The following is a 25727-nucleotide window of genomic DNA, read 5'->3' as shown; positions in this document are numbered from 1 at the left end:
AGCCATGCTGAGCGAACGACCGGGCCACGACGCCGCCGACGCCCCGGCATGCGGGTGCGGCGACGGCTGCGGCGCCGTTTCGGCCGCGCGCGACCCTGCGCTGCAGAACACGATGGCCAGCTTCTCGGCCGGTCTGCTCGCCGCCTTCGGCGCGACCCTGGGGGCTGTCGTCGGGTTCGTGGTCTTCGCCGAATGGTCCGGTCTCCTGGACCGGCTGTCCGGGTTTGTCGCATGGCCGCTCTGGCTCGCGGCGGTCCTCCTCGGCGGCTACCCGATCTTCCGTTCCGTCCTGCGCGCCGCGTTCAGGCGGCGGGTGACCTCGCACACCCTCATGACGGTCGGCCTCGGCGCCGCCGTGCTCACGGGCGCTTGGCCGGCCGCGATCATCGTCGTGTTCTTCATGCGGCTCGCCGATTACGTCGAGCATTTCACCGCCGAGCGCGCACGCCGCGCCGTCAGGGAGTTGACCAGCCTCGCTCCCGAAAAAGCCCGGGTCGAGCGCCACGGGTCCGAGATCGAAGTGCCGGTCGCCGAGGTGCGGATCGGCGAGACCGTGGTCGTGCGCCCGGGCGAGAAGGTTCCCGTCGACGGCGAGGTCATCGCCGGACAGGCCACCGTGAACCAGGCCTCGATCACCGGCGAGTCGATGCCGGTCGAAGCGGGCCCCGGCGCGCGCGTCTTCGCGGCGAGCTTCGCTCAACTCGGCGCCCTGCGTGTCCGAGCGACCGCCATCGGCGTCGACACGACCTTCGGCCGGGTCATCAAGATGGTCGAGGAGGCCGACCGACACCGCGCCGACGTGCAGCGCATCGCGGACACGTTCGCGACCTGGTACTTGCCCGTCGTCATCGCCGTCGCGACCGCCACCTTCTTCGTGAGTGGAAACGCGCTCGCGACCGCGGCGGTGCTGATGGTGGCCTGCTCCTGTTCGTTCGCGCTGGCCACGCCCGTCGCCATGATCGCGTCGATCGGCAGCGCCGCCCGGCGCGGTCTCCTGATCAAGGGTGGGCGCTACCTGGAGGCTCTCGCCAGGGCCGACGTGGTGCTGCTCGACAAGACCGGCACGCTGACGTTCGGCCGGCCTCGGATCACGGACGTCGTGCCGTTCGATGGATCGGGCGCTCCGGGCGAGGAGCGGTTGCTGAGGATGGCGGCGGGCGCGGAACGCTACTCCGAACATCCCCTGGCCGAGGCGGTGCGAGCGGCGGCGGCCGAACGCCAGCTCTGTCCGGCTGAGCCCGAGCACTTCGAGGCCATGCCCGGCCACGGCGTGCGGGCGCGTATCGCGGGCGCGACGGTCACCGTGGGCGGCAGACGCCTGCTGCCGGAAGGATTTAACATACCGCCGCGGATGGCCGATCTGGAAGCGGCGGGCAAGACGCTCGTGGTCGTGGCCTGCGATGGCAGCCCTGTCGGGGTTCTGGCGGCGACGGACACCGAGCGGCCCGCGGTGCCGGCCGCCCTCGCCGCGCTGCGGGCGCTCGGCATCCGGCATTTCGAGCTGGTGACGGGCGACAACGCTCGCACCGCCGCTGCGCTCGCCGGACCGCTCGGCCTGGGTTACCGCGCCGACCTGTTGCCGGAGGAGAAGATCGCGGTCGTCAAGGAGTACCAGAGCCGCGGGCACGTCGTCGTGATGATCGGCGACGGCGTCAACGACGCACCGGCGCTGGCCCAGGCCGACGTCGGCATCGCGATGGGCGCCGCGGGCAGCGGCGTCGCCCTGGAGGCCTCGCATGTCGCGCTCATGCGCGAGGATTGGACCCTCGTGCCCGAGGTGGTCCGCATCGCGCGGCGCACCATGAGGGCCGTGCGGTTCAACCTCGGCTTCACGGTCGTCTACAACCTGACCGGCCTCAGCCTCGCGGCGTCCGGCCTCCTGCCGCCGACGCTGGCAGCCGCCGCGCAGGCGGGACCCGATTTCGGAATTCTCGCGAACTCGGCCCGCCTCTTACGTCCGAGGTCCGGCGCGCGGCCCGGCGGGGGCGGTCCCGACAAGCCCGGATGCCCGCCACTTCGGCTTGACCAAGACCCAGCCGTGCCGCGCGCGACCGAGGCGCGGGCATGAGCCAGACCCGCATGGAGAGCCTGAAGCGGCCGGCAACCCGGCGCCTGGCGTGGCTGGTCCCCGCTGTCCTGCTCCTCGCCGGCGGGGCGCTCTGGTCGAAGGTCGCCGGCCCCGGTTCCCCCGCCTTGCTGGCGTTCGTGGACGGCGAGGGACATCCGGCTCGCCTGGCGGATTTCCGCGGCCAGGTCGTTCTCGTCAATCTCTGGGCGACTTGGTGCCTGCCCTGCCGCCACGAGATGCCGGCGCTGGACCGTCTGCAAGCCAAGCTCGGCGGGCCGGACTTCCAGGTCGTCGCCCTGTCCGTGGACCGGGGCGGCGCCGCGGTCGTGCGCCGGTTCTACGAAACCGCCGGCGTGCGGCACCTGTCGGTGTTCCTCGACAGCGCGGGAGCCGTCCTGCCGCAGGTCGGGGCCGCGGGGCTGCCGACCACCCTCCTGTTCGACCGGGACGGCCATGAGATCGGCCGCTTCGTCGGGCCGGCGGAATGGGACGGGCCGCGGATCGAGGCCATCCTGAGAAATGCCATCGCCCAACAGAGAGGAAGGACCTCATGAACGCGGCAACACCCCCCTCGCGCACGTCCCGGCTCGCGCTCGCGACGCTCACGGCCGTCGGCATCGCCGTCCTGGGAGGAGCCCTCTGGGCCAACACCCGGGGCGCGACCGGAAACGTCCTCGCTGGGCTGGGCGGCACGCCCCGGCCGCTCCCGCCCGGCGCGCTCCAGGTCGATGACATCGCCGCGGATCCCTTCAACTATAAGGGCGGCATCACGCTGCGCGCGGTCGTCGCCAGAGCCGAGGGCACCAGCCCCCGCAAGTTCGTGGTTGTGGATGCCCGCGAGGCCAAGATCTGCAAATCGACGAACTGCGCGAAGTTCTACCTGCCGGTCAGCGCGGAGACCGCGATGCCGGTTGCGCGCTGGGACGAGGTCGACCTGGAAGGCGAGCTCGTCCAGGGCGACCGGCACCCGTATTTCCGGGTGACCGGCCTGAAGAACCACGGTCAGTTCCAATGACGCGCCCTGGCGGCACGACGGCAGGCTCGGCGGGAGACGCAGCGTGAATCTCGGAACCCTTGTCTGGCGCAATCTCGTCCGCCGGCCCGGCCGCTTCGCGTTCACGCTGGCGGGCGTGGCCGTCGGCATCGCGGCTTTCGTGGCCCTTCTCACGCTCGGCCAGGGCCTGACCCAGGAGATCCGGCGCCAGGCGCAGGGGCTGGGGGCGAACCTCGTCGTCACCCCGAAGGGCTGGTGCGCCTACGAGCAGATCTCGGTTCTCACCGGCGAGCAGTTGCCGGAAGCCATCGCGATGACGGAACTCGCCAAGATCGCGGCGGTGCCGGGGGTGCGGACGGCCGTGCCCTACCTGAACCAGCGCACGGCCTTCCGGAACCGCCCGGTGCCGCTGATCGGCATCCAGCCGACGGCGATGCGGGCGCTCCAAGGCTGGCGCGTGGGCCAGGGACGCTACTTCCAGGGACCCGACGAGGCAGGCGTGGTCATCGGCGCGGCCATCGCCCAGCAGTTCGGGCTGCGGCCGGGGGAGACCTTCACCGTCCGCGGCCGCCCGCTCCCGGTCGTCGGCGTCCTGGACACGACCGGAACCAAGGACGACGTCGCCGCCTTCGCGCCGCTCGCCGTCGTCCAGCGCATCTACGAGACCGAGGGCAAGGTCTCCTTCGTCGCCGTGCAGGTCGACGACCTGGAGCGGGCGGACGAGATCAGCCTGCGCATCCAGGAGGCGGCCAACGTCGCCGTGGTGTCGGACAAGCAGCTCGTGAGCTCGGTCCTCTCCATCGTCGGCACCGTCGGCGCGGCGATGCAGGCGGTCGCCATCGTCGGCGTGGTGGCCGCCGCCTTCGGCATCGCCAACACGCTCATGACGGCCGTCTACGAGCGGCGGCGCGAGATCGGCATCCTGCAGGCCATCGGGGGAACCCGGCGCACGCTGTTCATCGGCTTCCTCCTGGAATCCGGTCTCTACGGCGGGCTCGGAGGGCTGATCGGCCTCGGCCTCGGCGTGCTGGCGGCCTACCGGATCGGGCCGTCCCTTGCCGACAATCCCTTCACGGCGGCCCTGCGCCAATCGCCCACGCCGGCGCTCGACCCCGGGACGATGGCGGGCGTGCTGGCGTTCTCCGTCGCCTTGGCGCTGCTCGCCGGGTTCTATCCGGCTTGGCGCGCGGCGCGGCTCACACCGATGGATGCGATCCGACATGTCTGAGGCAGATGCGCTGGTCCGCTTGGAGAAGGTCTCCCGGGTCTACGGCCGCGGCGAGGCGGCGGCGGTGGCCCTGGACGAGGCGTCGCTCGCGATCAAGCGGCGCAGTTGGGTCGCGGTCGTCGGGCCCTCCGGCCATGGCAAGAGCACGCTGCTGCACCTGATGGGCGGCCTCGACCGCTCGACGAGCGGGAAGGTCCATCTCGATGGGGAGGAGTTGTCCCGCCTGAGCGCACGCCGCCTCGCCGCGGTGAGAGCGCGCAAGATCGGCTTCGTGTTCCAGTTCTTCAATCTGCTGCCGCACCTGACCGCGCTCGAAAACGTTCAGACCGCCCTCTGGTTCGGCGGCTGGCCCGCGTCCCGGGCACGCGGCAAGGGGCTCGACCTCCTGGACCAAGTGGGGCTCGCCGACCGGGCCGGCCATCTGCCGGGCCAGCTCTCCGGGGGCCAGCAACAACGCGTCGCCCTGGCCCGGGCGCTCGCCAACGACCCGGATCTCCTGCTTCTCGACGAACCGACCGGGAACCTGGACTCGACCGCCGAGGCGGACGTCCTCGACCGGCTGGCCGCGCTTCACCGCCACGGACGGACCCTCGTCATGGTGACCCACAGCCCGGCCGTGGCCGCGAGGGCGCAGCGGCTCGTCAACGTCCGCGACGGCCGGATCGCGTCGGACGCGGCCGTGGAGCGCGCCGGTGCCTGAGGTCTCGACGGCGGGTCTGCTGACCGCTTTTGCCGGCGGCGCGGTCTCGTTCCTGTCCCCGTGCGTGCTGCCGCTGGTGCCGGGTTACGTTTCCTTCGTGGCTGGCCGGTCACTCGCCGGCCAAGCCAGGAGCGGCGCGCGAGCCGGTCCGGCCGTCCGCGCGCTCCCCCTCGGGCTGTGTTTCGTGCTCGGCTTCTCGACCGTGTTCGTCCTTCTGGGCGCCGGCGCCACGGCGCTGGGCCGGCTCGTCCTGTCCTACCGGTCTGAGGCCGGCATCATCGGCGGCGCCGTCATCCTCCTCTTCGGCCTGGTGACGACGGGCGTCCTGCGGCTCCCGGCCCTGCAACGCGACCTGCGCTACCACGGGGCGCTTGCCGGCGGCGGGCCCGGCGGGGCCTACCTCCTCGGCCTGGCCTTCGCCTTCGGCTGGACACCCTGCATCGGACCCGTGCTCGGGTCGATCCTCGCCGTGACCACCGTCACCGCCGGCGCGGGCGGCCTGGTGTTGCTCGCCGCCTACTCGCTCGGGCTCGGGCTGCCGTTCCTGCTGGCCACGCTGTTCACCGACCGGCTGCTCGGCCTCGGGCGGGGCCTCGGCCGGTTCGGGCGGCTCCTCAATCTCGCGGCCGGAGGGGTGATGATCGGCATGGGGCTCGCCATGATGACGGGCCGCCTGACCGAGATCGGCTCCTGGCTGCTGGAAACCTGGCCAGCCCTCGGCCGGATCGGCTGACGAGGCGCGCTTGTGCGGCTCCACATGGTGGAGACCCGGCATCGACGCGCCGCACGGGCTGGCCGGGCTGGGGATCGAGAGGCGTCGCGCCACATATCAGCGAATGACGATGTCCAAGCATGGCTGAAGACCAGACCCTCCTGCCCGGGCGGCGTGCTCGACCCCAGCGCAGCGCTGCGCCGGCGGCCCTGCGCCGGAAGGCCGAACACATGGCCAAGCTCTGCCGCGGCCTGTCCGATCCCTCGCGCCTCGTCATCCTGGAGGCGCTGCGCCCCGGGGCGCTGAGCGTGTCGGAGATCGTGCAGGCCACGGGGCTGACGCAGTCGAACGTCTCGAACCACCTGGGCTGCCTGTACGATTGCGGGCTGGTCCTGCGCGAGCAGGAGGGGCGCTTCGTGCGCTACCGCCTCAGCGACCCGCGCGTCGAGAGCCTGCTACGCCTCACCGAGGAGCTCGTGGCCGACACCGCCCGGGGCGTGGTGGCCTGCACGGAGATCGGGTGCGGCGGCGGCTCTTGCTAGCCGTAGCCACCGACCGGGCATGGGCCCACGTGGCGGGTCCCGGGCCGCAACCCGGAACCCGGGCGCCGCGGTTCCGGCCCGGGCGGGCGCCCGTCCCGTCATCGGGTGACCACGCCGGATCCTGTCGGCCGATGGCGCCGGAACCGGTGTAGGGGAGCCGGGCTCACGTGGGAGCTCGGGTGGGGCCCGCATGGCAACCGCGGCCGTCAGGCCGTGCTGATGGGCCCCGGTACCGCCCCGGTGTGGGGTTCGCCACGACGCGGGTCCGGCCCAGCCTGTAGTCGGCGCGGCTCGGGACGTGACCGTGGACCCAGAGGCTCGGGGCGCCCCAGCCGCTCATCAGCGGTTCGAGGTCGGAGACGAGGGCGGCGGCGACCCACTCGTCGCCGAGCCAGCCGGGCCAATCCGCGGCCAGGGAGCGGCGCGACGGGGCATGGTGGGTCAACACCACGGCGCGGTCCCCGCGCGCGACGCCGGTGACGACGGACGTCGCGGTCGCCCGGAAGCCGACCTCCTGGTAGGCGATGGAGCCGAGCGCGTCCTCCAGGTAGGCGCGCGAGCGGGCGTGGGCCCCGGCGGCGTCCGGTGGCGACCAGTCACGGCCGGCGCGCAGGCGGATGCGGCGGGCATCCGGCCAGTGATGCCGGGCATACCCTCGCGCGAGGCGGGCGCGGGCCGGCCCATGCAGGGCCCAGTCCGTCCACAAGGTTGCGCCGACCACGTGCACGCCGCGGCCGTGGCCGTCGTCGAGGCGTACGCAGGCGTCCGAGAGGAGATGGAGACCGAGCTCCCGCGCCAGGGCGCGGCCCCGGGCGAGCGCCTCGACCATGGGGACGTCGGACCAGTACTCCGCGTTGCCCGGCACCATCACCACGGGCCGGCTTCCCTGGCGCCCGTCCAGCGCCCGGGCGAGCCAAGCCAACGCGGCCTCGATGCCGGTGCAGACGTCGCCGGCGACGAGCAGCGCGTCGAACTCCGGCAGAGGGTGCGGAAGCTCGTAGGGCGCCCGATCGACCCGCAGGTCCGAGAGGATCCACAGGCGCATCCCCGCGGGCGTCCCGCCGCCGCCGGGCCCGCGCGCGGTCTCCGGCGCCCGACCGGCGTGCCCGGGGCCCACCGGCAACGGCGGGCGCGCGGGGAGCGGGCCCGGCCGGCCCCGCGGGGGCGTTTCCAGCGCGGGCGCAGGGGGCGGCGCCGTCAGCGGGCTCGTCCCGAGCGACCCCCGGCCGCGCTCCCGCACGCGCGGCACGGCCTCGGCAGCCGGGCGCGACCGGCGGACCAAGCCGCCGCGTCGGCGCAACGCCTGGATCGCGACGCCGTCCGGGGGCGGCAGAACCGGCGCCGGCCGCGGGAATTCCGGGGCCTCGGGGTTCGAGGCCCGCGCCGTGCCGACCGTGCCGAGCGCCGACGCGGCCGCCGCATCGGCCGCGAGCCGGCGCGGCGAGGCAGCGTCGCGCCCCTCCGGGACAGGTCCCGCGCACAGGCCGCGCGGAAGCCGCCTCGGGACGACCGGGCGCGCGAGGTTGGGCGGGATCTTCGTCATCGGGCTCCCGGGGAAAGGGGGTGAAGGACGCGCGGGGGCAGGGCGGCGCGCCCGCCGGACGCGGGGCATGCGGAACCGCCGTCGATCCGCGGGCTTGGCGGCGTCAGACCTCCACGACCAGGGCCGGGTCGAAGGCGGGATTCTCGCCGCCGTAGCCCTTCGGATTGCAGAGCACCCGCGTCTCGCCGAGCCGGTAGTCCATCGACGCGTGGGTGTGGCCGTGCACCCAGAGGGTCGGGCCGGCTTGCTCGACGAAGGCGTCGAGCCGCGAGGCGAAAGCCGGGTTGAGGGGCTTGCCTCGGAAGGCGGGCGCGACGGAGCGGGCGCTCGGCGCGTGGTGGGTCACCACGACGTGCGGCCGACGCGGCGCGGCCGCGGGAGCGGCCAGTGCGCCCTCCAGGTAGGCCCGCGAGACCCGGTGGACGGCGAGCGCCTCCTCCGGCCGGAAGCGCATCCACCGGGGCTTGGTCTGGAAGCTGATCAGCCGATGGTCGTTCATGCCCCGGCGGGCATCCTCCATGGAGGCGGCGCGCAGGTCGGGGCCGTCGAGGTCGTAGTCGGTCCAGAGCGTGCATCCCGAGAAGGGGACGCCGCCGATCACGACGGTGTCGTCCTCCAGCAGGTGCACGCCGAGGTTCGCGGCGACCGCCCGCCCGCGCGCGAGCTCCTCGACGAAGGTCCGCCGATAGAATTCATGGTTCCCGGCCACGCACACCACCGGCATGTGCGGGCGGATGACGTGCGCGAGCCAGGTGACGCTCTCGACCAGGCCCTCCCGAACGTCGCCGGCCACGACCGCCACGTCGGCGTCCGGGATCTCGGCGGGCGTCCAGGGCAGGCCGACGTCGCGGTGCAGGTCAGACAGGATCCAGAGGCGCAAGCCGCGTTCCTTTCCGGCGGGGGGACGGGACCGGTCGCCGCGCCCTTCCGGCGCGGCGCGGGCGGGAGCGCCCGCGGCGGCCCCCGGTGCTCGGTCCCCGGGCGGGGGCGCCCAGGCGTCCCAGGACGCGGCGAGCCGGGCGAGGTGGGGCTCGCCCGGGCGACGCTCGCCGAGCCGGCGCAGGGCGTGCGCGAGCAGCGCCGCGGCGGCCGGCTCGCCCCGCAGCGCCTGCGCGAGGAGCGCGCTCGCGACGAGGTCCGTCAGGCGGCTCTCCGGGCCGCAGACCCGCAGGACCGTGACCGCGACGCGGGTCAGGGCGGCGGCGTCGCCGTCGAGGGCCTCGCCCCAGGAGCGATGGCGGGTGGGCGGCGCGCAGGTCCGGAGCGTGGCCAGCAGCGCCTCGGCCGTGGCCGGCCGGAGCCCGGTCGCGGGCACCACGCGCCAGAGGCGGAGGATGGCCGGGCCTTGCCGCGCCCGGACGTCCGGGCCGGTGGCGCGGCGGGCGCCGGCAGGGGCGGCGTGCCCCTGTCCGGCGGGGCAAGTCGGGGACTCCGTCATGGGCGGCGGCTCCAGGCGAGGGGAGGGTGCGCCTCCGGCGCACGGCGGGGGTGGGCGGCGGACGCTGGCGCGCCGGCCGCGACCGGGCGTGGCCACGCCGGCCGGCTCCCGGCCGACAGCGAGGCCGACGGCGCACGGTCCGGGGGAGGGCGGTGCCTCCCGCCGTCAGGCGGGGGTGATCCGCAGCCCGGTCTGCCGCGGCGTCGCGCCGTCGGCCGGGGCCGGCCTATTGCAGGGTCGTGGGCGCCGTGTCGCCGACCGCTCTCCCGAGCCTGTACCAGCGGGAATAGGTCCGGACCCAGGTCCGCCCGTCCGAGGCGTAGACCTCGGAGGTCCTGATCCGGCACGGCCGGGGGAAGTCGGGGTGCCCCGAGACGACGCCGGTCAAGGCCCTCACGGCCCGGAGCCCGACGTCCCAATCCTCCAGCAGGGGCGCGTCCGCCAGGTCCTGCGGCGACGGCCCCGCGCCCTCTTCGATGGCCTCCAGCGCCTCGGCGAGGTCGCGGAGGCGCTCGCCCGTGTCGCGGTGGTCCGCGCCGCCGCCGGCGGACGGCGCCGGGCCGAGGCTCTCGGCCAGGTCCTGCCGTCGCAACGGGGCGGCGGAGGGGTGCCGGGCGGCGGCCTCGATGGCGGCGATGAGGTGGAGGCCCTGGCAGAGGAGCCGGGACGTGAGGGTGCCCACGACGAGGCCGGCGGCGTCGGACGGGCCGAGGCGCGGCAGCGCGACCGGCAAGGCCCGGATCGCATCGGCCGCGTCGGGAGCGCCGGTTCGGACCGCCGCGCGCATCGAGCGCTCGAAGCGCGCCACGGCGGGCTCGCCGCCGGAGCGGCCGCAGCCGAGCAGCCAGACCGGGGCCGGGGGCCCGGCCTGAACGGGGGGCACGAGGCGCGGGTCGCCCAGCACGGCGGCCGCGAAGTGTTCGTCGAGCGGCGTGGGGCCGACCGGCAGAACGGCCGCGTCGAGATGCGCGCGCAGGGACGGCGCGGCGAGGCACTCGGCGGGCAGGTCGAGGATCAGCCAGCCTTCGCGGTCCCGGGCCGTCGCGGCCTCGCAGGCGGCCTGCACCGCCGCCTCGGCCGAGGCGGCCTGAAGCTCGACAACGCGGACGGCGTCCGGCAACCTCGTGCCGCGAGGCAGCCGCGGCTCGGCCGGCCGGGTGATCCGCGCCAGCGTCGCCGGCCGCCCGGCGGCGGCGGCGAGCGTCGCCACGAGGACAGCATGGGCACTCACGGAACGTCCGTCGGCACCGAAGAACGCAGCGATCATGGCAGACCCCCAGCATGCACGCCCGAAGCCGTCCGCGGACACCAAGTCCACCGACAGCCACGAAACCGTCTCGTCTGAAATCGAATGGAATTATATCATTGGTATAAAGCTTTTTCAATGCGGAGAGCCGTACCATGACCTGCTGCTGTTCCCGAAGGTTAATGCTTATCCACCGGAAAAACCGGTGCCGGGGTACCTGTGCCAAGCGGCGCGCGCCCTCCTCGGGCTCTCGCAATCCGATCTGCGCGAGCTGTCGATGGTGTCGAAGAAGAGCATCAACGATTACGAGAACGCGTTCTCCGACCTCAGCGAGGGATTGGCCCTGCGGCTCCGGCAGGCCCTGGAAGGGCAGGGCGCCCGCTTCGTGCACGGGGACGGGGCCACGGGCGTCGTGACGGGGATGGCGCGGTCCGAGCTCGACCGAAGGTCGCGCTCGCCCCGCAAGAACGAGGCGCCCTCCGACCGCCCGTGAGGCCCCGGGGCCGGGCCGCCTCCGCCCTTCGGCCACGGGCGGCGTCCGGCGGGGTCCGGTCGACGCGCCTCGGTCATCCCGCGGCCAATCCGTCCCGGGGTCCCGCCGGCGGCCCTGGTGAGCGCATCGCGGGCCCGAGCCGGGGCGGCGTCCGGCCGGTGCGCCCGCGGCCCGGCGCCGGGGTGCCCGCCGGTGAGGGTACCGCCGGGAGCGGGGCATGCCGCCACGGCCGGCGGTGCCTCCGTTCGAGGCCGCGGCGAACCCGGCCTCCCGAAACCATGACGCCCGCCCTGCGGGCCGCGGGACCGCCATGATGCCGGACGGCGGCCAGGGCCGCCGCGGGCACCACGTCTCTCATCGTCGCGACGACGATTGGCGGGCGGCGTACGGAGACACCGCCTGGGATCCGACGCCGCACCGCGACGAACCCGATTGTATCCGCGGCCTCGAATCGCCATAAGGACGGGGATGACCCTCGGGATGCGGCAGAAGAGCTTCGACGCCGGGCGTGGCTGGTCGGTGACCGCCCTGCGCCTGCTCGCGCTCGTGCTCGTCCTGCTCATCGCCGCTCCCGACCTGGGCCTGGCAGCCGATTTCGCGTACCACGGCAAGGCACCTGCCGGGACGGAACTCTCGGTGGTCGCGCCGGCCGACGGCTCCGCGACCGACACGTCCGATCCGGGCGTGACCTGTCACGTGCATTGCAGCTGCCACCAGGCCATCACCGCGGACGCCGCTCCCGCGACGGCGCCCGCGGCGGCTGCCCAGCCCAACCGGTCCCGGTCCGTCGGCGCGCTCGCGTCGACCTGGCCGGACCGGCTGTCGAGGCCTCCTCGCGCCTGAGGTGACCGCGCCACCGAGGTGGCACGGGCCGCCCGGCGATCCGCCGGGCCAGTCGATCACCTTACGTGAACATGCGGGATCGACCGTCACCGCCGCGCAGGCGGGCAAGCGGCGTCCCGGTCGAGTCAGGCTCAATGCGCATTCTCCTGTCCGTGGTCATCCTGGCCACCGGCATCGCCATCGGCGGTGCCGTTCCCCGCGTGTCCGAATTCGTCCAGGACGCCCTCGCCTCGGTCGGGGTCCCGAGGATCCACCCGGCGCCCGCCGCCGGTCAGCCCTCCTCCGAGACCGACGTCCCGGAGCCCGCGGGCGAGCATCCCCGCCCGCGAGGGGCGAAGCCGGAGACCGGGCCTGCGACCGCCAAGCATCCGCACGGGGAGGGTGGGGGAGAGGCCGAGCCGACCGTGATCAAGATGCAGCCCGAGCAGGTTTCCGGGCAGGACATCACGGTCGTGACGGTGGAGGGGGGCACGCTCGCGCGCCACCTTCTCGTTCCCGGCACCATCGCGCCGGACGCCGACCGGATCGCCCGGGTGCCCGCGCGCGTGGTCGGGATTGTGGCCGAGATGCGCAAGCGCCTGGGCGAGGAGGTTGTGAAGGGTGAGGTCGTCGCGGTGCTCGACAGCCGCGAGGTCGCGGACGCCAAGAGCGAGTATCTCACCGCCTCAGTGAAGGCAGAGCTTGAGAAGACCAATTTCGATCGGCAGCAGGCGCTTTGGGAAAAGCGCATCTCGGCCGAATCGGCCTTCCTCAATGCCAAGGCCGTCTATTCGGAGGCGCAGCTTCGCGTCGACCTCGCCCGGCAGAAGCTCTCCGCCCTCGGCCTCAACGCCGCCGAGGTGGCGAGCGCGGCCAAACGGGACGAGACCACGCCCAACACCTCGACGCTGCGCCGCTACGAATTGCGCTCACCGCTGAGCGGGCGCGTGGTTGAGCGCAAGGTCGACCTCGGCACCGACGTCGGCGGTCAGGGCGACCCGGACGACCTGTATACGGTCGCAGACCTGTCCACCGTCTGGATCGAACTGGCGGTGCCAACCACCGAACTGGCCAAGGTCAAGGAAGGCGCGCGGGTCCTGGTCACCCCGAGCCAGGGCGACGCCGACAAGCAGGCCGAAGGCAAGGTGATCTTCGTCAGCCCGATCCTGAACCCGGACACACGCTCCGCCCGCGTCATCGTCGGGCTGCCGAACCGGGACATGGCCTGGCGGCCCGGAACCTTCGTCACCGCCGAGGTCGAGGTCGGCCAGGATGCGGTCAAGGTGCGGGTTCCGAAGGCCGCGATCCAGACCGTCGCCGGCGAGAAGGTCGTCTTCGTGCGCACGGCCACCGGTTTCGAGAAGCGCGAGATCGAGCTCGGGCGCTCCGACGACGATGCTTACGAGGTCGTCTCGGGCCTGAGGCCGGGCGACGAGATCGCGGTCGCCAACTCCTTCCTCCTCAAGGCTGAGCTCGGCAAGGCCGCGACCGGCGACAACGACTGAGCGAGAGCCCGCCCATGATCTCCCGCATCCTCGACTTCTCGGTCCACCAGCGCTGGCTGGTGCTGCTGCTGTCGCTGCTGGCCGCCGGCTTCGGCGGCTACGCCCTGACCAAGCTGCCCATCGACGCGGTCCCCGACATCACCAACAACCAGGTGCAGATCAACACGGTCGCGCCCTCGCTCTCGCCAATCGACATCGAGAAGCAGGTCACCTACCCGGTCGAGACCGCGCTCGCCGGGATCAAGGGCCTCGAATACACCCGGTCCTTATCGCGAAATGGCTTCTCGCAGGTCACCGCGGTCTTCGCGGAGAAGCTCGACATCTACTTCGCCCGCCAGCAGGTCGCCGAGCGCCTGTCCCAGGTCAAGCAGGACCTGCCGCCCGACGCCGAGCCCCGCATGGGCCCGATCTCGACGGGCCTCGGCGAGATCTACATGTGGTCGATCCACTACGCGAAGCCGGACGAGCGGACGGTGTCGCCTGCGGGCAAGCCGGGCTGGCAACCGGACGGCAGCTACCTGACCCCGGAAGGCCAGCGGCTCAGGACGGAGCTGGAGCGGGCCGCGTACCTGCGCACGGTGCAGGACTGGATCATCCGGCCCCAGATCAAGACCGTGCCGGGCGTGGCCGGCGTCGACGGCATCGGCGGCTTCGAGAAGCAGTACCACGTCCAGCCGGACCCGACGAAGCTCACCGCCCTCGACCTCTCCTTCTCCGACGTGGCGCGGGCCTTGGAGGCCAACAACGCCAACCAGGGCGCCCGCTACCTGGAGGACAACGGCGAGGGCTACGTCGTGCGCGCGGCCGGGCGCCTGGAGAGCATGGGGGAGATCGAGAACGTCCTCGTCACCACCCGCGGCGGCGTGCCGGTGCGGATCAAGGACATCGCCGAGGTCCGGATCGGGCGCGACCTGCGCACGGGCTCGGCCAGCGAGGACGGGCAGGAGGTCGTCGTCGGCACCGCGCTGATGCTGATCGGCGAGAACAGCCGCACGGTCGCGGCCGCGGTCGACGCCAAGATGACGGAGATCCGCAAGTCGCTTCCGCCCGGCGTCGAGGTCCAGACGGTCCTCAACCGGACGCTCCTGGTCGAGGCCACCATCAGGACCGTGGCCAAGAACCTCGCGGAGGGCGCGGCCCTCGTCATCGTCATCCTGTTCCTGCTGCTCGGCAACATCCGGGCCGCCATCATCACGGCGCTGGTCATCCCCGTCGCCATGCTGATGACCATGACCGGCATGGTCGAGGCGAAAATCTCGGCCAACCTGATGAGCCTCGGCGCCCTCGACTTCGGCCTCATCGTCGACGGGGCGGTCATCATCACCGAGAACGCCCTGCGTCATCTCGCCGAGAAGCAGCACGGTCTCGGTCGCACCCTCGACACCGAGGAGCGCCTCGCCACGGTGCGGGCCTCGGCCGAGGAGATGATCAAGCCGTCCCTCTACGGGCAGGCGATCATCATCCTCGTCTACGTGCCGCTCCTCACCTTCACGGGCGTCGAGGGCAAGATGTTCGAGCCGATGGCGCTGACCGTGATCATCGCGCTGGCCGCCGCCTTCGTCCTGTCGCTGACCTTCGTGCCGGCCCTGATCGCCATCGTGATCACCGGGCGCGTCACCGAGAAGGACAATGTCATCATCCGCGCCCTCAAATGGGCCTATCGGCCCGTGCTGGCCGGGGCGGTGCGGGCGCCGATGGTGTTCATCGTCGCGGCGTTGCTGCTGCTGGCCGGGGCCGGCCTGCTCTTCACCCGGCTCGGCGCCGAGTTCATCCCGACGCTCGACGAGAAGAGCATCGCCATGAACGCGCTGCGCATCCCCTCGACTTCGCTGTCGCAGTCGCAGGCGATGCAGCTCAAGATCGAGCAGGCGATCCGCCGCTTCCCGCAGGTCGCCTACGTCTTCTCGAAGACCGGCACCGCCGAGGTCGCGTCCGACCCGATGCCGCAGAACTCCTCGGACACCTTCGTGATCCTGAAGCCCCAGGAGGAGTGGCCGGACCCGGACCTGTCCAAGGCCGAGCTCCAGGAGAAGATCGAGAAGGCGGTCGGCGCCCTGGCCGGGAACGTGTTCGAGTTCTCCCAGCCGATCCAGCTGCGCTTCAACGAGCTGCTGGCGGGCGCCCGCGGCGACCTCGCCGTGAAGGTGTTCGGCGAGGAGTTCGGGCCGATGACGAAGGCGGCCGACCAGATCGCCGAGATCCTGCGGGGCATCGACGGGGCCGAGGACGTCAAGGTCGAGCAGACGGCGGGCCTGCCCTTCCTGGAGATCAAGATCAACAAGGCGGAAGCGGCGCGGCTGGGGCTCAGCACCGGCGCCGTCCAGGAGGTCATCGGGGCGGCCATCGGCGGCAAGGACGCCGGGCTGGTGTTCGAGGGCGACCGCCGCTTTCCCATCGTCGTGCGCCTCAGCGACAAGGTGCGCGAGAACCGGGAGGCGTTGGAGAACATCCCGGTGCCGCTGCCGCCCGGCCCGAACGGGCGCGCCGCGTCGGTCCTCCTGAAGCAGGTCGCGAGTTTTTCCGTCGCGGAAGGGCCGAACCAGGTCTCGCGCGAGAACGGCCGGCGCCGGGTGGTCGTGACCGCGAACGTCCGCGGGCGCGACATCGGCTCGCTCGTCGCCGAGGCGCAGGCCAAGGTCGCGAGCCAGGTGCGGCTGCCCTCGGGCTACGACGTGACCTGGGGCGGCCAGTTCGAGAACCTCGCCTCGGCCCGCAAGCGCCTGATGATCGTGGTGCCGGTCTGCTTCGCCCTGATCTTCCTGCTGCTCTACTCGGCGCTGGGCTCGCCCCGGGACGCGCTGCTGGTGTTCAGCGCCGTGCCGCTGGCGCTGACCGGCGGCATCGCGGCCCTGTGGCTGCGGGGCATGCCGTTCTCGGTGCCGGCGGCGGTGGGCTTCATCGCGCTCTCGGGCGTGGCGGTCCTGAACGGCTTGGTGATGCTGACCTTCATCAAGCAGCTCGTCGCGGAAGGGCGGCCGCGGCGCGAGGCGATCCTGGAGGGCGCCATGACCCGGCTGCGGCCGGTGGCGATGACGGCGCTGGTCGCCTCGCTCGGGTTCGTGCCGATGGCGCTCGCGACCGAGACCGGAGCCGAGGTGCAGCGGCCGCTCGCGACCGTGGTCATCGGCGGCCTGATCAGCGCCACCTTGCTGACCCTGGTCGTCCTGCCGGCCCTGTACGCGCGCTTCGGCGGCGAGGAGGTCGCGCGCTCCCCGCGCCGGGCCGAGGAGGCTTCGGCCGGCGCGCGGGCGCGGCTCCGGCAGGCGGCCGAGTGACCCGGGCCATGCATCCCCGGACCGGCGAGGCGCGGTCGCGACGGACCCGAGGGGGAGCCCCGTGATGCGGACGTTTCGTCGTGCGCTCGCCACCGCGTTCCTGGGGGCGGCCGGCATCCCGGGGGCGCTTGCCGGGGAGGCACCCTTCGGCCTGCGTTGGGGTCCGCTGACGTCCGTGCCGAAACCGTCCATGGCGGATCGGGAGGGGAACGTCACGGCCCTGTTCTATTTCCAGGGCCGGGCGCCGGCCTCCGGGCCCGATACCGAGCAGGTCGTCCTGGAGGTCTGCGGGGACGAGGGTCTGCAGCAGGTCATCTGGTTCAGCCGCCCCTTCGCGGAGGCCGAGCTCGTGCCGGCCTACGCGGCGATCTACCGGGAGGGGGTGCGGCGCTACGGCGAGCCGCAGGAGGCCGGGCTGCCGAACGCCGTGACGTGGCCGGCGGGGCGCACGCTCCTGGCGGTCCGCCCCGCCGAAGGCGGCGGAAAACGCATCGTCATGGTCGCCGCGGGCGAGCTCTACGAGAAATGCTCGTCGGCGCACGAGGCGGCGACCGGCCACCCCGCCGCCCGCCATACCTCCGACCTGCTCGAATCCCGGGACCGCCGGATGGCGCCATGACCACCCACCGGCCGGCGTTCGACGGCGCTGGCTCCGGCTCATCCTACGAAACTGGAGCGACGGGGAGCATCGATGCGACGAACAGTGATGGTGGCCCTCGGCGTCATGGTCGTGATGTCCGCGCAGGCAGGATCGACGGCCAAGATCGTCGGCATCGGCGCCCAGACCTGCGCAGCGTTCAACCAGGAGATCTCCGCGAACCAAGCTGCCGAGCTGTACTTCTTCGCCTGGGCGCAAGGTTTCATGAGCGGAGCGCTGATTCGTGCGCCGGCAGGAATCGATGAAGACCTGGACCTGACACCGCCGTCCGTCCCGCTTCAGGCCCAAGTCCATTTCCTGCGCACCTTCTGCGCCAAGAACCCGGGTCAGGACTACATGGATGCCGTCAGGGCTCTCTACCATCGACTGCGCGGCCCCGGGATCTAGCCGGGTTCGGCACCGGGCCGGTCGGGGCGGTGCAGCGGCCACGCCGCTGCGGGCAATCCGGGGATCCGGGCCGCCGAAGGCGGCGAGCGCAACGGCCGGCGCCCATCCGCGGCCGGGCCATGCGCGGGCGTCGGTCGGACCGGCACGGGCGGGGAGGGATCGTGATGATCGGCTGGAGGAGGTTCGCGTGTGCCTGGGGGCTGGCCACCGGCGTGACGGGCTGCCTGCACGTGCCCGATGTTCCGGGCTACGCGACGGTCCCGTTCACCCTGCATCTCCCGTCGGGGGAGCGCCTCACGGGCAGCGTGACCACCCGGCTGCTGCGGCGCGAGTTCTACGCGACCGACGGGCGGACGACCTGCAGCGGCCTGTTTCATCCGTCCGGGGCGGGGCTGCCGGCATCCGTCGGGGCAAATTGCTCCAATGGCCAGCGCGGCACCGGGTCGGCCGACGGGACGAGCTCGTTCGCCGGGTCCGGAACGCTGAGGATGGACGGCGGCTCCGCCACGTTCCGGTACGGAGAGGCGATCCAGGGAGGGTAACGGCCCGCGGGATCGGAGCCCTGCCCCCGGAACGCACGGACGCCGACGCGGCCTCGCGCCCGCGCGGGACGGGCGTTCGGAGAGGCGTCGGACCGATCCGCCGGGGCGGTCCGGTGGGCCGGGTCGGTCCCGGCGCGGTTCGCGACGAGCGCGTCGCAATCCGGGGTCGCGTCCCAGCCCTTGCGCCGGCGCAGGCCGGCCCCGCTCGCGTCAGCGTTCCGGACGGCGGCGTCGCCGCGCGGGCCGGCGCGGAGCGCGCCGCCGGCGCTCGCCCCGCCGAAGTCGCGGCCGGTCCTGGCCCCGCTCCGGTCGGCTCCGCGCGGGTTCGCCCCCGGACCTGCGGACCGAAGAAACGCGCGCCGACGAGCTTCGCCCCGCCCAGGTCGGCCGTCTTGAGCCCGGCCTGGTCGGGGGCCGCGACGCGGAGACCGCCCCCCCGCGGCAGGACCCTGTTCAAGCGGGACGGGCGCAGGTTCGCGCGCCTGAGGTCCAGGCCGGACAGGCGCCCGTCCGAGAGGCTGAGCGGCTTGCCGGCCGCCCGGGCGATCGTCGCCTCGATAGCGGCGCGGGCCGTCCCCGCCTGCGTCATGTCCGGCATCGTCCGGCCGAGGGGGCGGAGCAGGTCGCCCGCGGCCGACGCCGGACCCCGGGCGACGACGGCCGAGAACGGGAGGGCCGCGTGCCTGCGTATGGGTGTCCCCGCGGTTCCCGGCGAACGGGCTCGGGCCCCGCGCACCGCCGGAACCGGCACCGCCGCGCGCCCGCGCGGCTCAATCCGAACGCGGGCGGCATCGGTCGTTTGTGCCCGCGCTCATCGACGCCGGCCTGTCCCGGAACGTCCCCGGCGCCCGACCGGCGCGCCGCGGAGCTGAAGGTCATCGCGCATGTCTCACGCCGACCGCGTCGAGCGCTGGTTCGAGCAGTTTCCCGTGCTCGGGACGCTTCCGGCCGACCACCGGCACATCCTGCGCGGCGCCGTGCGCTTTCCCGTGCTGGAGGCGGGAGCGACCGCCTACGAGCTGGGAGGCGAGTGCGCGAACTACCTGATGTGCATCGAGGGCCGGACACGCGTCTTCCGGATCTCCGCGGGCGGCCGCGAGATGCTGATCTACCGGGTGGGTCCCCGGGGGACCTGCGTCCTCACGACCCAGTGCCTGCTCGCCGGCGGCACCTTCCCGGCCGAGAGCGTCGCGGAGCAGCGCACGGTGCTGGCGGCGCTTCCGGCGGAGACCTTCCGGCACCTCATGGCGGCCTCGGCCGCGTTCCGCGCCTTCGTCCTCGACGATTACGCCAAGCTCATGGCCGTCCTGTTCGGGCTCCTCGACGAGATCGCCTTCACGCCCCTTGAGGAGCGCCTCGCCCGGCACCTGCTCGCCCAAGCGGACCAGCACGGAAGGGTGACCGCGACGCACCGGCAGATCGCGGCCGACCTCGGCACCGTGCGCGAGGTCGTCAGCCGGCATCTCGCCGGCTGGGAGCGCGCGGGATGGATCCGGGTCCTGCGCGGGCAGGTCGAGATCCGCGACCGCATCGCCCTGGCCGGACATCGGCTCCGCCCCTGAGGCCAGGCCGGACCCCGGCGAAGCGCGAAACCCTCCGCGCGAGGAGGGTCCTGCGACGGGTCGCGCCGCCGGCGCGCGGGAACGATCGGGCTCCTCGGACGCTGGCCTCCCCCACCTCCGCGAGACCTTGCGCCGGGCGGCGCGCCCCCGTAAGCATGGCGTATGGTCAGGCTTCGGCAGCGGTGGGACGGGTACGCGTCCGGCGTTTGGCGCCGCGCCCTGGTTTGCCTGCTCGCCATCGCCCTGACCGTCTCCCTGGTGGACCCGGCCCTGACCGCGCCCGCGTCGCCGGACGAGGAAGCCGGCGGGCCCGGCATCGTCATCGTGCTCGATGCCATCTCCGGGGCGCCCGCCGCGGACGAGCCGGCGGACCGCGGCCTTGCGGGGCCTGGCCGTTGCAGCGCGCACTGCCCCTGCCATGCCGTCATCCGGCCGGAGAGCCCGGTCGTGACGCCCCTGCGCATCGCCAGGCCGCCCGAATTCACCCTCGGCACCGCCCGCCTCTCCTCCGTGGCATCGACGCCCCCGAGCGAGCCCCCGCGCGCCTGACCCGCCGGCCGCCGCATGCCGCGGCGGCAACCCGGGTTGCATGGTCATCCCCAGGCCCGGAAGGGAAGGCGCCCGCCCTGCGCGGCGCGGGTCCCGTCGATGCGACGGGGCGGCATGTGGCAGCATCTCGCAGGGTGGGCGATGCCCGTTCCCCTCATCATCGACCCCGAACCGGCGGTCTTCCCGGGCGCGGCGCCGCGTGCCGGCGCGTTCCCGCTCGCTCGTGCGGGCCAGGCCTCGGCGCTCGCCGCGGGTCGGGGACGCCGCGCAGCCGAGCCTCGGCAGGGCGGTACGCCGGAGCCGTCGCGCGGGTCGGATCCGGCCGGGCCATGGTCCGCCGCGGCGGTCCGCCCCGCCCGGGCGCCCAGACCCGCAGGTTCACCGGGTCGTGCCGGCGCCGAAACCTCCGCCCGGCCAGGGGCGCACGGTGCCCGCCGGCCTTCCTCCCCGTCGCCGAGCGCCCGATCGCGGCGGACCCGCGCGGCCTGCAGCCTGTGCGCCGCGCTCCTTCTGGCCGGCGCCACCGGGGGCGCGCGGGCCGAGACCCTGGAGGGTGCCCTCGCGCGCGCCTTCCGCGCGAACCCGGAGCTGAACGCCGCCCGGGCGGGCCTGCGCGCGACGGACGAGGAGATCGTGCAGGCCCGGGCGGGCTACCGCCCCACGATCCGCCTCGACGCCGACATCGGGGTCGAGCGACAGAAGGGCGTCGAGGGCGGGGAACGCTTCGCGCGGACCGCCCTGCCGGGCGGCGCCGGCCTGACCGTCAACCAGACGCTGTTCAACGGTTTCCAGACCGACAACAACACCCGGCGCGCGGAATCGACCGTGCTCGGCCAGCGCGAGAGCCTGCGCCTCACCGAGACGACGACCCTGTTCAGTGCGGTCCAGTCCTACATGGACGTGCTTCAGAATACCGCGACGCTGGAGCTGAACCGCAACAACGTCGCCGTCCTGCAGGAGCAGCTCCGCCAGACGGCCTTCCGCTTCCAGGTCGGCGCGTTGACCCGGACCGACGTCGCCCAGGCGGAGGCGCGCCTCGCGCTCGCCCGCTCGCAGGTGAGCGCGGCGGAGTCGCAGCTGGGCGCCAGCATCGGCATCTATCGCCGGGTCATCGGCGTGGAGCCGCGCCAGCTCTCGCCGGGCCGCCCGCTTGACCGCCCCGTGCCGGGCAACCTCGACGCCGCGGTCGAGATCGGCCTCAAGGAAAACCCGCAGATCGCCTCGGCGCTGCACGCGGTCGATGCCGCCGAGGCGCAGGTGAAGGTGCTGGAGGGCCGGCTCTACCCGCAGGTCGGCCTGACCGGCCAGGTCGCCCAGCGCTACGACCAGGAGCAGCCCGGCGACAACGGCCGCACCGCCTCGATCGTGGGCCGCATCACGGTCCCGATCTATCAAGGCGGATCGGAATACGCGCAGATCCGGCAGGCCAAGGAGCTCGTGGGCCAGACGCGCCTGCAGGTCGAGTTCCTGCGCGACCAGATCCGCGCCGCCGTGGTCTCGGCCTGGGGCCAGCTGGAGGCCGCCAAGGCCCAGGTCATCGCCTCGCAGGCGCAGGTCCAGGCGAACGAGGTCGCGCTCGACGGGGTGCGCGAGGAGGCCCGCGTCGGCCAGCGCACCACCCTCGACGTGCTGAACGCGCAGCAGGAGCTCCTGAACGCCCGCGTGCAGCTGATCCAGGCCCAGCGCAACCGCGTGGTGTTCTCCTACGGCGTCGTGCAGCAGATCGGGCGCCTGACCGCCCGCTTCATCGCGGTGCCGGTGGCGGCCTACAGCCCGAAGACGCACTTCGATCAGGTCAAGGACCTCTGGTCCGGCGTGCGCACACCGGATGGCCGCTGATGGGACGGAAGACCTTCCGCCGCCAGGTCCGCGCCCCGGGGCCGCCCGCTCATCCCTGGCCGGGGCTGCCGGGCGGTCCGGGACCGCCGGCGCGCCCCGACCCGCCCCCGCCTTCGCCAGACACCGCCGAGCGCACCGTCATGTCCCATCCCCGGCTCCGGCCAACCGCACGTCCCCTGTCCCGCGCCGGCGCCGCGCTCCTGATCCTGGCGCTGCCGGCCTGCGCGATCTCGCTGCCGATCTCCCGGCCTGCCGACGGTTCTCCCGGCGTGCCGGGGCAGGACCCGAAGCGCACGGCGCCCCTGGCGTTCCCGGGGCTCGACCCGGAGGATTGGCGCCGGGCGCGCGGCATCCTCGGCCTCGCGTTGGAACCCAGCGGGAACGGCCTGCGCATCCGGTGGGACAACCCGGCGAGCGGGCGGAAGGGCAGCGTCGTGCCGACCGCCGCGCCGGTCGTACGCGCGGGGCGGATCTGCCGCGCCTTCCTGGCCACCGTGGAAGAGGCGCAGCGCACCGCCAGGATCCGCGGCACGGCCTGCCAGAACGTCGGCGACGACTGGGAGGTGACGGAACTCGACCCCGGGAGCAGCGCGCCGGACCGTCAGGGCGTAACGAGGCGCGACGCCGAGCCGACCGGACCCCGCTCGCCCTGATGCGGGCCGCTCCGGGAAGGTTCCGTCAGGCGCGAGGATCACCGTCGGCGCGCCGCTGGCGGCCCGCCTCGGAACGGCGGCACGACGCGCGGACGGACCATCGGGGCGTTCTCACACCGGCGAGGAATCATGGGTTCGTACTGGGGCATCTGGGGAGACCTTCCCAACCACTTGGTGCGGCTGGGCCTCGCCTTCGCGTTCGCATTCCCGCTCGGCTGGAACCGCGAGCGCGAGGCGCGCAGCGCCGGATTGCGCACCTTCCCCATCGTCGCCATCGCCAGCTGCGGCTTCATCCTGCTCGCCAGCGAGCTCCTCGGCGCGCGCACGCCGGAGCAGGCGCGCATCCTCCAGGGACTCATCACCGGCATCGGCTTCATCGGCGGTGGCGCCATCCTGAAGGGGGGCGACAACGTGCACGGCACCGCGACCGCGGCGAGCCTGTGGAACGTGGGCGTGATCGGGGCGGCCGTCGGCTTCGGCTACTACGACCTTGGCCTCATCCCGGCCCTGTCCAACTTCCTGGTCCTCGCCCTCCTGACGCCCTTGAAGCGCAAGCCGCGGACCGCCGCGTCGCAGGACCGGGGCGCCGGCACCGAGCCGGGGGGAGGGCCGGCCGGCACGGGCGGGGCCGGGCACAGCGAATGATGCCCCCCGGGATCGGAAGTCAGCGCGAACCGGTCCGGCCCTGGCGCGCCTGCCGCGCCCAGATCCGATAGGTGCCGCCGAAGGTGTCGGGATGGCGGGTCTCGAAACCGTGCCACGCCGCCGGCGAGCGCGCCGCGGCCGGGTCCGGATGCTCGGCCGCGAACCGGGTCCGGTCCGACGGGCGTTCGGGCTCCAGGCCCAAAAATTCCAGCCCGCAGGCCTCCAGCATCGCGCCGATCCCGGGCAGCGTGAAACGGTGCTCCTCGACGTGGAAGATGAGGTCGCGGCATTCCGACAGGGTCCAGAAGTCGGAGGCGGGGCTGAGCAGCATGCCGAGGTCCGGCTGCGCCACGGCCCCGGCCATGACGGCACGCCGGCCCGCCCGCACGCCGGCCGGGGTCGGCGCGAGCGCGCGCTCCGCGACCAGGGCGCGCCCCGCGACGACGCTGGCGCGCGCGATCTCGCTGTAGAGCCCGAGGAAGAGCAGGCCGCCCGGCGCGAGCAGCCCCGAGAGGACGCGCAAGCCCTGCAAGGGCTCGCGCATGTGGTGGAGCACGCCGAAGCTCTCGATCAGGTCGAAGCGCTCGCCCAGGTTGGCGAGGTCGAGGATGTCGGCCTGCAGGTGCCGGACCGACCCGATCCCGTATTCCGCCAGCTTGCGCATGCCGTAGGCCAGGCTGCTGCGGCTCAGGTCGACCGCGAGCACCGAGGCGTCCGCGACCGACTGCACGAGCCGCATGGTCTGGATGCCGGTCCCGCACCCCGCGACGAGGACGCGTGGCCGCTCGACCGCCGGCATCTCGTCCGCGCCGAGGTGCGGCAGCGCGAGGTGGACCCGCTCGCGCAAGGGACGCGGGGTCCCGAGCAGGGCGCGCGACCAGCGCGGATAGGGGTTCTCCTCGTACTGGGCCTGGACCAGGAGGGACACGGCGTCGCGCACCGGCCTGAGCGGGACCAGGCTGTCCGCGAGGGCGCGCTCCTGGGCCGGCTCCTCGACCTGCTCGCGCACGAGGGCGCGCAGGGCGGGCGGGGCCTTGGCGAGGTCGAGGCGGGCCGCGGCCGTGCGATGCAGCGGCAGGTAGCAGGCCGCGATGGCGACCCGGCGCCAATCCGCCGCGCCCGCGTCGGCCTCGGCTCGACCGAAGCCCGCGCACAGGGCCGCCAGGGCGACCTCCTCCTGCTCGTCGGTGCAGTAGAGGTACTCGTTGAGGAAGCACTGGCGCGCCAGGGCGCAGGCGAGGGTGAGGTCCGGTGCGGGCGGCGCCCCCTCCCGCGCCGCCAGGAGCAGGCTTCGCCGCACCTCCGTCAGCAGGAGCTCAAGCCCGAGATCGGGAATGGGGGCGGCGGCGAGGAGCGCGCGGAACAGCGCGTCGTCCAGCAGGGCGCGGACGACCGCATCGGCTTCGGCGACGGTCTCGCGGGCACGCGGGGGATCGGCCGCCAACCGGGCGAGCAGGCCGTCGACGGCCGCATCCTGCCGCAGCGCCGCGACGGCCGCGGTGGCGAGCAGGCGCGGGTCGACGTCGGCCCGCCCGAACAGGGCGATCAGCACCGCCCGGAAACGTGGTCCCGCCGGCACCGCGCCGAGGTGCAGGAGCTCGCGGGCGAGCAGGCGCGGGAAGCCGGGCTGGTCCGGCGCGCAGGCGACGGCCTCCGCGAGGGCCGAGAGGCCCGCGAGCGTCTCGCCGGCCCGGAGGCGGGCGCTCCCGAGATTGGCCCAGAGCGGCGCCCGCGCCGGCGCCATCGTGACGGGGGTGGCCCGGAGCGCGGCCTCGAAGAAGGGCACGGCTTGGCCGAACTCGCCCTCCCGCACCAGCAGGAGCGCGAAGCCCGCCAGGCAGTGGGCGAGCTCCGGCTTCAGCATCAAGGCGCTCTGGTAGGCCTTGGCGGCCTCCGTGAAGCGCCCGAGCGCGCGCAGCATCTCGCCCGCCTGGCCATGCGCCTCGGCGAAATCGGGGCGGAGCTCGGCGGCCTTCCGGAAGTGGCGCAGGGCCGAGCCCGGCGCGCCGGTCTGCCGGTGCGCCTCGCCGAGGTTGAACTGCAGCAGCGGATCCTTGGACCGCGTCGCACGCACCCGCTCGAAGTGGGCCAGCGCCTCCTCGGGCCGGCCCCGGTTCAAGGCGACGCAGCCGAGCACGTCGAGGGCGGTGGGCTCATGGGGGCGGGCCGCGAGCACCGACCGGGCCTGGTGCTCGGCCTCGTCGAGACGGCCGGCGTTCAGGGCCTCGGCCGCCCGCCGCAGCGCCGGCAGCGCCGCCGACGGGACCGCGCCCGACGAGGTCCCGTCACCCGCCCGATTCCGACGCTGCCGCATGTCCGTCCTCCG

At 73.7% G+C, this 25727-nt stretch carries 23 protein-coding genes; 19 read left to right on the top strand and 4 right to left on the bottom strand.

The genetic code is table 11. The annotated features are described in order from the left end of the window. Window positions 1–4 precede the first annotated feature (4 nt). From MFF21_RS07120 to MFF21_RS07090, 7 genes are all read left to right on the top strand, one after another. Window positions 5–2068: a heavy metal translocating P-type ATPase gene (locus tag MFF21_RS07120; RefSeq protein ID WP_192285023.1), complete on the top strand. Its 2064-nt coding sequence runs from the start codon at window positions 5–7 to the stop codon at window positions 2066–2068. Beyond that, entirely contained in the window at window positions 2065–2622 is a 558-nt protein-coding gene (locus MFF21_RS07115) for a TlpA disulfide reductase family protein (protein WP_009863353.1), read from the top strand. The genes MFF21_RS07120 and MFF21_RS07115 overlap by 4 nt, the downstream gene beginning before the upstream one ends. Then, entirely contained in the window at window positions 2619–3083 is a 465-nt protein-coding gene (locus MFF21_RS07110; RefSeq protein ID WP_012752969.1) for a hypothetical protein, read from the top strand. The genes MFF21_RS07115 and MFF21_RS07110 overlap by 4 nt, the downstream gene beginning before the upstream one ends. A 43-nt stretch (window positions 3084–3126) precedes the next feature. After that, entirely contained in the window at window positions 3127–4290 is a 1164-nt protein-coding gene (locus tag MFF21_RS07105) for an ABC transporter permease (RefSeq protein WP_012752970.1), read from the top strand. Further along, window positions 4283–4990, top strand: coding sequence for an ABC transporter ATP-binding protein (locus MFF21_RS07100; protein WP_012752971.1), 708 nt, complete (start codon window positions 4283–4285; stop codon window positions 4988–4990). The genes MFF21_RS07105 and MFF21_RS07100 overlap by 8 nt, the downstream gene beginning before the upstream one ends. After that, window positions 4983–5723 (top strand): cytochrome c biogenesis CcdA family protein, encoded by a 741-nt coding sequence (locus MFF21_RS07095; protein ID WP_012752972.1) that lies wholly within the window; start codon window positions 4983–4985, stop codon window positions 5721–5723. Before MFF21_RS07100 ends, MFF21_RS07095 begins: the two co-directional genes overlap by 8 nt. A 119-nt stretch (window positions 5724–5842) precedes the next feature. Continuing rightward, window positions 5843–6244 carry an ArsR/SmtB family transcription factor gene (locus MFF21_RS07090; RefSeq protein WP_009865682.1) on the top strand — a complete coding sequence of 134 codons (402 nt, stop codon included), beginning with the start codon at window positions 5843–5845 and terminating at the stop codon, window positions 6242–6244. A 163-nt stretch (window positions 6245–6407) separates the two neighbouring features. On the opposite strand, the gene MFF21_RS07085 is transcribed toward MFF21_RS07090, so the two are convergent. The 3 genes from MFF21_RS07085 to MFF21_RS07075 all read right to left on the bottom strand — a co-directional run bounded on the left by MFF21_RS07085 (window position 6408) and on the right by MFF21_RS07075 (window position 10456). Beyond that, on the bottom strand, window positions 6408–7289 hold the full coding sequence (locus tag MFF21_RS07085; RefSeq protein ID WP_142585969.1) for a metallophosphoesterase family protein: 882 nt from the start codon (window positions 7287–7289) through the stop codon (window positions 6408–6410). Between the two features lie 601 nt (window positions 7290–7890). Further along, the gene (locus tag MFF21_RS07080; protein ID WP_012752974.1) at window positions 7891–9225 is read right to left on the bottom strand and encodes a metallophosphoesterase; all 1335 of its coding nucleotides are present in this window, start codon (window positions 9223–9225) and stop codon (window positions 7891–7893) included. 226 nt (window positions 9226–9451) lie between these two features. Continuing rightward, window positions 9452–10456 carry a DUF6634 family protein gene (locus MFF21_RS07075; protein WP_153874037.1) on the bottom strand — a complete coding sequence of 335 codons (1005 nt, stop codon included), beginning with the start codon at window positions 10454–10456 and terminating at the stop codon, window positions 9452–9454. Between the two features lie 34 nt (window positions 10457–10490). Between MFF21_RS07075 and MFF21_RS07070 the strand changes: the two genes are divergently transcribed. From MFF21_RS07070 to MFF21_RS07015, 12 genes are all read left to right on the top strand, one after another. After that, a complete protein-coding gene (locus tag MFF21_RS07070) occupies window positions 10491–10964 on the top strand; it encodes a helix-turn-helix domain-containing protein (protein ID WP_153874036.1) in 474 nt (157 codons plus the stop codon). A 468-nt stretch (window positions 10965–11432) separates the two neighbouring features. After that, window positions 11433–11807: a hypothetical protein gene (locus MFF21_RS07065; protein ID WP_012752977.1), complete on the top strand. Its 375-nt coding sequence runs from the start codon at window positions 11433–11435 to the stop codon at window positions 11805–11807. 134 nt (window positions 11808–11941) lie between these two features. Continuing rightward, window positions 11942–13291 carry an efflux RND transporter periplasmic adaptor subunit gene (locus MFF21_RS07060; RefSeq protein ID WP_012752978.1) on the top strand — a complete coding sequence of 450 codons (1350 nt, stop codon included), beginning with the start codon at window positions 11942–11944 and terminating at the stop codon, window positions 13289–13291. A gap of 14 nt (window positions 13292–13305) precedes the next feature. Continuing rightward, window positions 13306–16566 (top strand): efflux RND transporter permease subunit, encoded by a 3261-nt coding sequence (locus MFF21_RS07055; RefSeq protein WP_012752979.1) that lies wholly within the window; start codon window positions 13306–13308, stop codon window positions 16564–16566. Between the two features lie 64 nt (window positions 16567–16630). Further along, window positions 16631–17185: a hypothetical protein gene (locus MFF21_RS07050; protein ID WP_012752980.1), complete on the top strand. Its 555-nt coding sequence runs from the start codon at window positions 16631–16633 to the stop codon at window positions 17183–17185. A gap of 87 nt (window positions 17186–17272) precedes the next feature. Continuing rightward, window positions 17273–17611: a hypothetical protein gene (locus MFF21_RS07045; protein WP_012752981.1), complete on the top strand. Its 339-nt coding sequence runs from the start codon at window positions 17273–17275 to the stop codon at window positions 17609–17611. A 161-nt stretch (window positions 17612–17772) separates the two neighbouring features. After that, on the top strand, window positions 17773–18153 hold the full coding sequence (locus MFF21_RS07040; protein WP_142586155.1) for a hypothetical protein: 381 nt from the start codon (window positions 17773–17775) through the stop codon (window positions 18151–18153). An 884-nt stretch (window positions 18154–19037) separates the two neighbouring features. Next, entirely contained in the window at window positions 19038–19715 is a 678-nt protein-coding gene (locus tag MFF21_RS07035) for a Crp/Fnr family transcriptional regulator (RefSeq protein WP_009863996.1), read from the top strand. Window positions 19716–19877: 162 nt separating this feature from the next. Next, window positions 19878–20264, top strand: a complete 387-nt coding sequence (locus tag MFF21_RS07030) for a hypothetical protein (protein ID WP_012752983.1) — start codon at window positions 19878–19880, stop codon at window positions 20262–20264. Window positions 20265–20405: 141 nt separating this feature from the next. Then, window positions 20406–22103 carry a TolC family outer membrane protein gene (locus tag MFF21_RS07025; RefSeq protein WP_012752984.1) on the top strand — a complete coding sequence of 566 codons (1698 nt, stop codon included), beginning with the start codon at window positions 20406–20408 and terminating at the stop codon, window positions 22101–22103. A gap of 140 nt (window positions 22104–22243) precedes the next feature. Continuing rightward, window positions 22244–22756, top strand: a complete 513-nt coding sequence (locus tag MFF21_RS07020; protein ID WP_066923538.1) for an RT0821/Lpp0805 family surface protein — start codon at window positions 22244–22246, stop codon at window positions 22754–22756. A gap of 129 nt (window positions 22757–22885) precedes the next feature. After that, complete coding sequence (locus tag MFF21_RS07015) at window positions 22886–23401, top strand: MgtC/SapB family protein (RefSeq protein WP_050772665.1); 516 nt, start codon at window positions 22886–22888, stop codon at window positions 23399–23401. A gap of 19 nt (window positions 23402–23420) precedes the next feature. Here the strand turns inward: MFF21_RS07015 and MFF21_RS07010 are convergent, their stop codons facing one another. Beyond that, window positions 23421–25715 carry a class I SAM-dependent methyltransferase gene (locus MFF21_RS07010; protein ID WP_012752987.1) on the bottom strand — a complete coding sequence of 765 codons (2295 nt, stop codon included), beginning with the start codon at window positions 25713–25715 and terminating at the stop codon, window positions 23421–23423. Window positions 25716–25727 lie beyond the last annotated feature (12 nt).

The sequence above is a fragment of the Methylobacterium organophilum genome, from assembly GCF_022179465.1.
GTDB lineage: Bacteria > Pseudomonadota > Alphaproteobacteria > Rhizobiales > Beijerinckiaceae > Methylobacterium > Methylobacterium organophilum.
The sequence above is the reverse complement of the archived record's forward strand: the minus strand, read 5'-3'. Positions and strand labels throughout refer to the sequence as shown.

Coding starts and splice junctions, on each gene's coding strand:
- MFF21_RS07115 (WP_009863353.1), top strand. CDS start 2,065: ATGAGCCAGACCCGCATGGAGAGCCTGAAGCGGCCGGCAACCCGGCGC.
- MFF21_RS07050 (WP_012752980.1), top strand. CDS start 16,631: ATGCGGACGTTTCGTCGTGCGCTCGCCACCGCGTTCCTGGGGGCGGCC.
- MFF21_RS07020 (WP_066923538.1), top strand. CDS start 22,244: ATGTCCCATCCCCGGCTCCGGCCAACCGCACGTCCCCTGTCCCGCGCC.
- MFF21_RS07010 (WP_012752987.1), bottom strand. CDS start 25,715: ATGCGGCAGCGTCGGAATCGGGCGGGTGACGGGACCTCGTCGGGCGCG.
- MFF21_RS07100 (WP_012752971.1), top strand. CDS start 4,283: ATGTCTGAGGCAGATGCGCTGGTCCGCTTGGAGAAGGTCTCCCGGGTC.
- MFF21_RS07070 (WP_153874036.1), top strand. CDS start 10,491: ATGGCAGACCCCCAGCATGCACGCCCGAAGCCGTCCGCGGACACCAAG.
- MFF21_RS07110 (WP_012752969.1), top strand. CDS start 2,619: ATGAACGCGGCAACACCCCCCTCGCGCACGTCCCGGCTCGCGCTCGCG.
- MFF21_RS07015 (WP_050772665.1), top strand. CDS start 22,886: ATGGGTTCGTACTGGGGCATCTGGGGAGACCTTCCCAACCACTTGGTG.
- MFF21_RS07045 (WP_012752981.1), top strand. CDS start 17,273: ATGGTGGCCCTCGGCGTCATGGTCGTGATGTCCGCGCAGGCAGGATCG.
- MFF21_RS07035 (WP_009863996.1), top strand. CDS start 19,038: ATGTCTCACGCCGACCGCGTCGAGCGCTGGTTCGAGCAGTTTCCCGTG.
- MFF21_RS07120 (WP_192285023.1), top strand. CDS start 5: ATGCTGAGCGAACGACCGGGCCACGACGCCGCCGACGCCCCGGCATGC.
- MFF21_RS07055 (WP_012752979.1), top strand. CDS start 13,306: ATGATCTCCCGCATCCTCGACTTCTCGGTCCACCAGCGCTGGCTGGTG.
- MFF21_RS07065 (WP_012752977.1), top strand. CDS start 11,433: ATGACCCTCGGGATGCGGCAGAAGAGCTTCGACGCCGGGCGTGGCTGG.
- MFF21_RS07090 (WP_009865682.1), top strand. CDS start 5,843: ATGGCTGAAGACCAGACCCTCCTGCCCGGGCGGCGTGCTCGACCCCAG.
- MFF21_RS07030 (WP_012752983.1), top strand. CDS start 19,878: ATGGTCAGGCTTCGGCAGCGGTGGGACGGGTACGCGTCCGGCGTTTGG.
- MFF21_RS07080 (WP_012752974.1), bottom strand. CDS start 9,225: ATGACGGAGTCCCCGACTTGCCCCGCCGGACAGGGGCACGCCGCCCCT.
- MFF21_RS07085 (WP_142585969.1), bottom strand. CDS start 7,289: ATGCGCCTGTGGATCCTCTCGGACCTGCGGGTCGATCGGGCGCCCTAC.
- MFF21_RS07060 (WP_012752978.1), top strand. CDS start 11,942: ATGCGCATTCTCCTGTCCGTGGTCATCCTGGCCACCGGCATCGCCATC.
- MFF21_RS07025 (WP_012752984.1), top strand. CDS start 20,406: ATGCCCGTTCCCCTCATCATCGACCCCGAACCGGCGGTCTTCCCGGGC.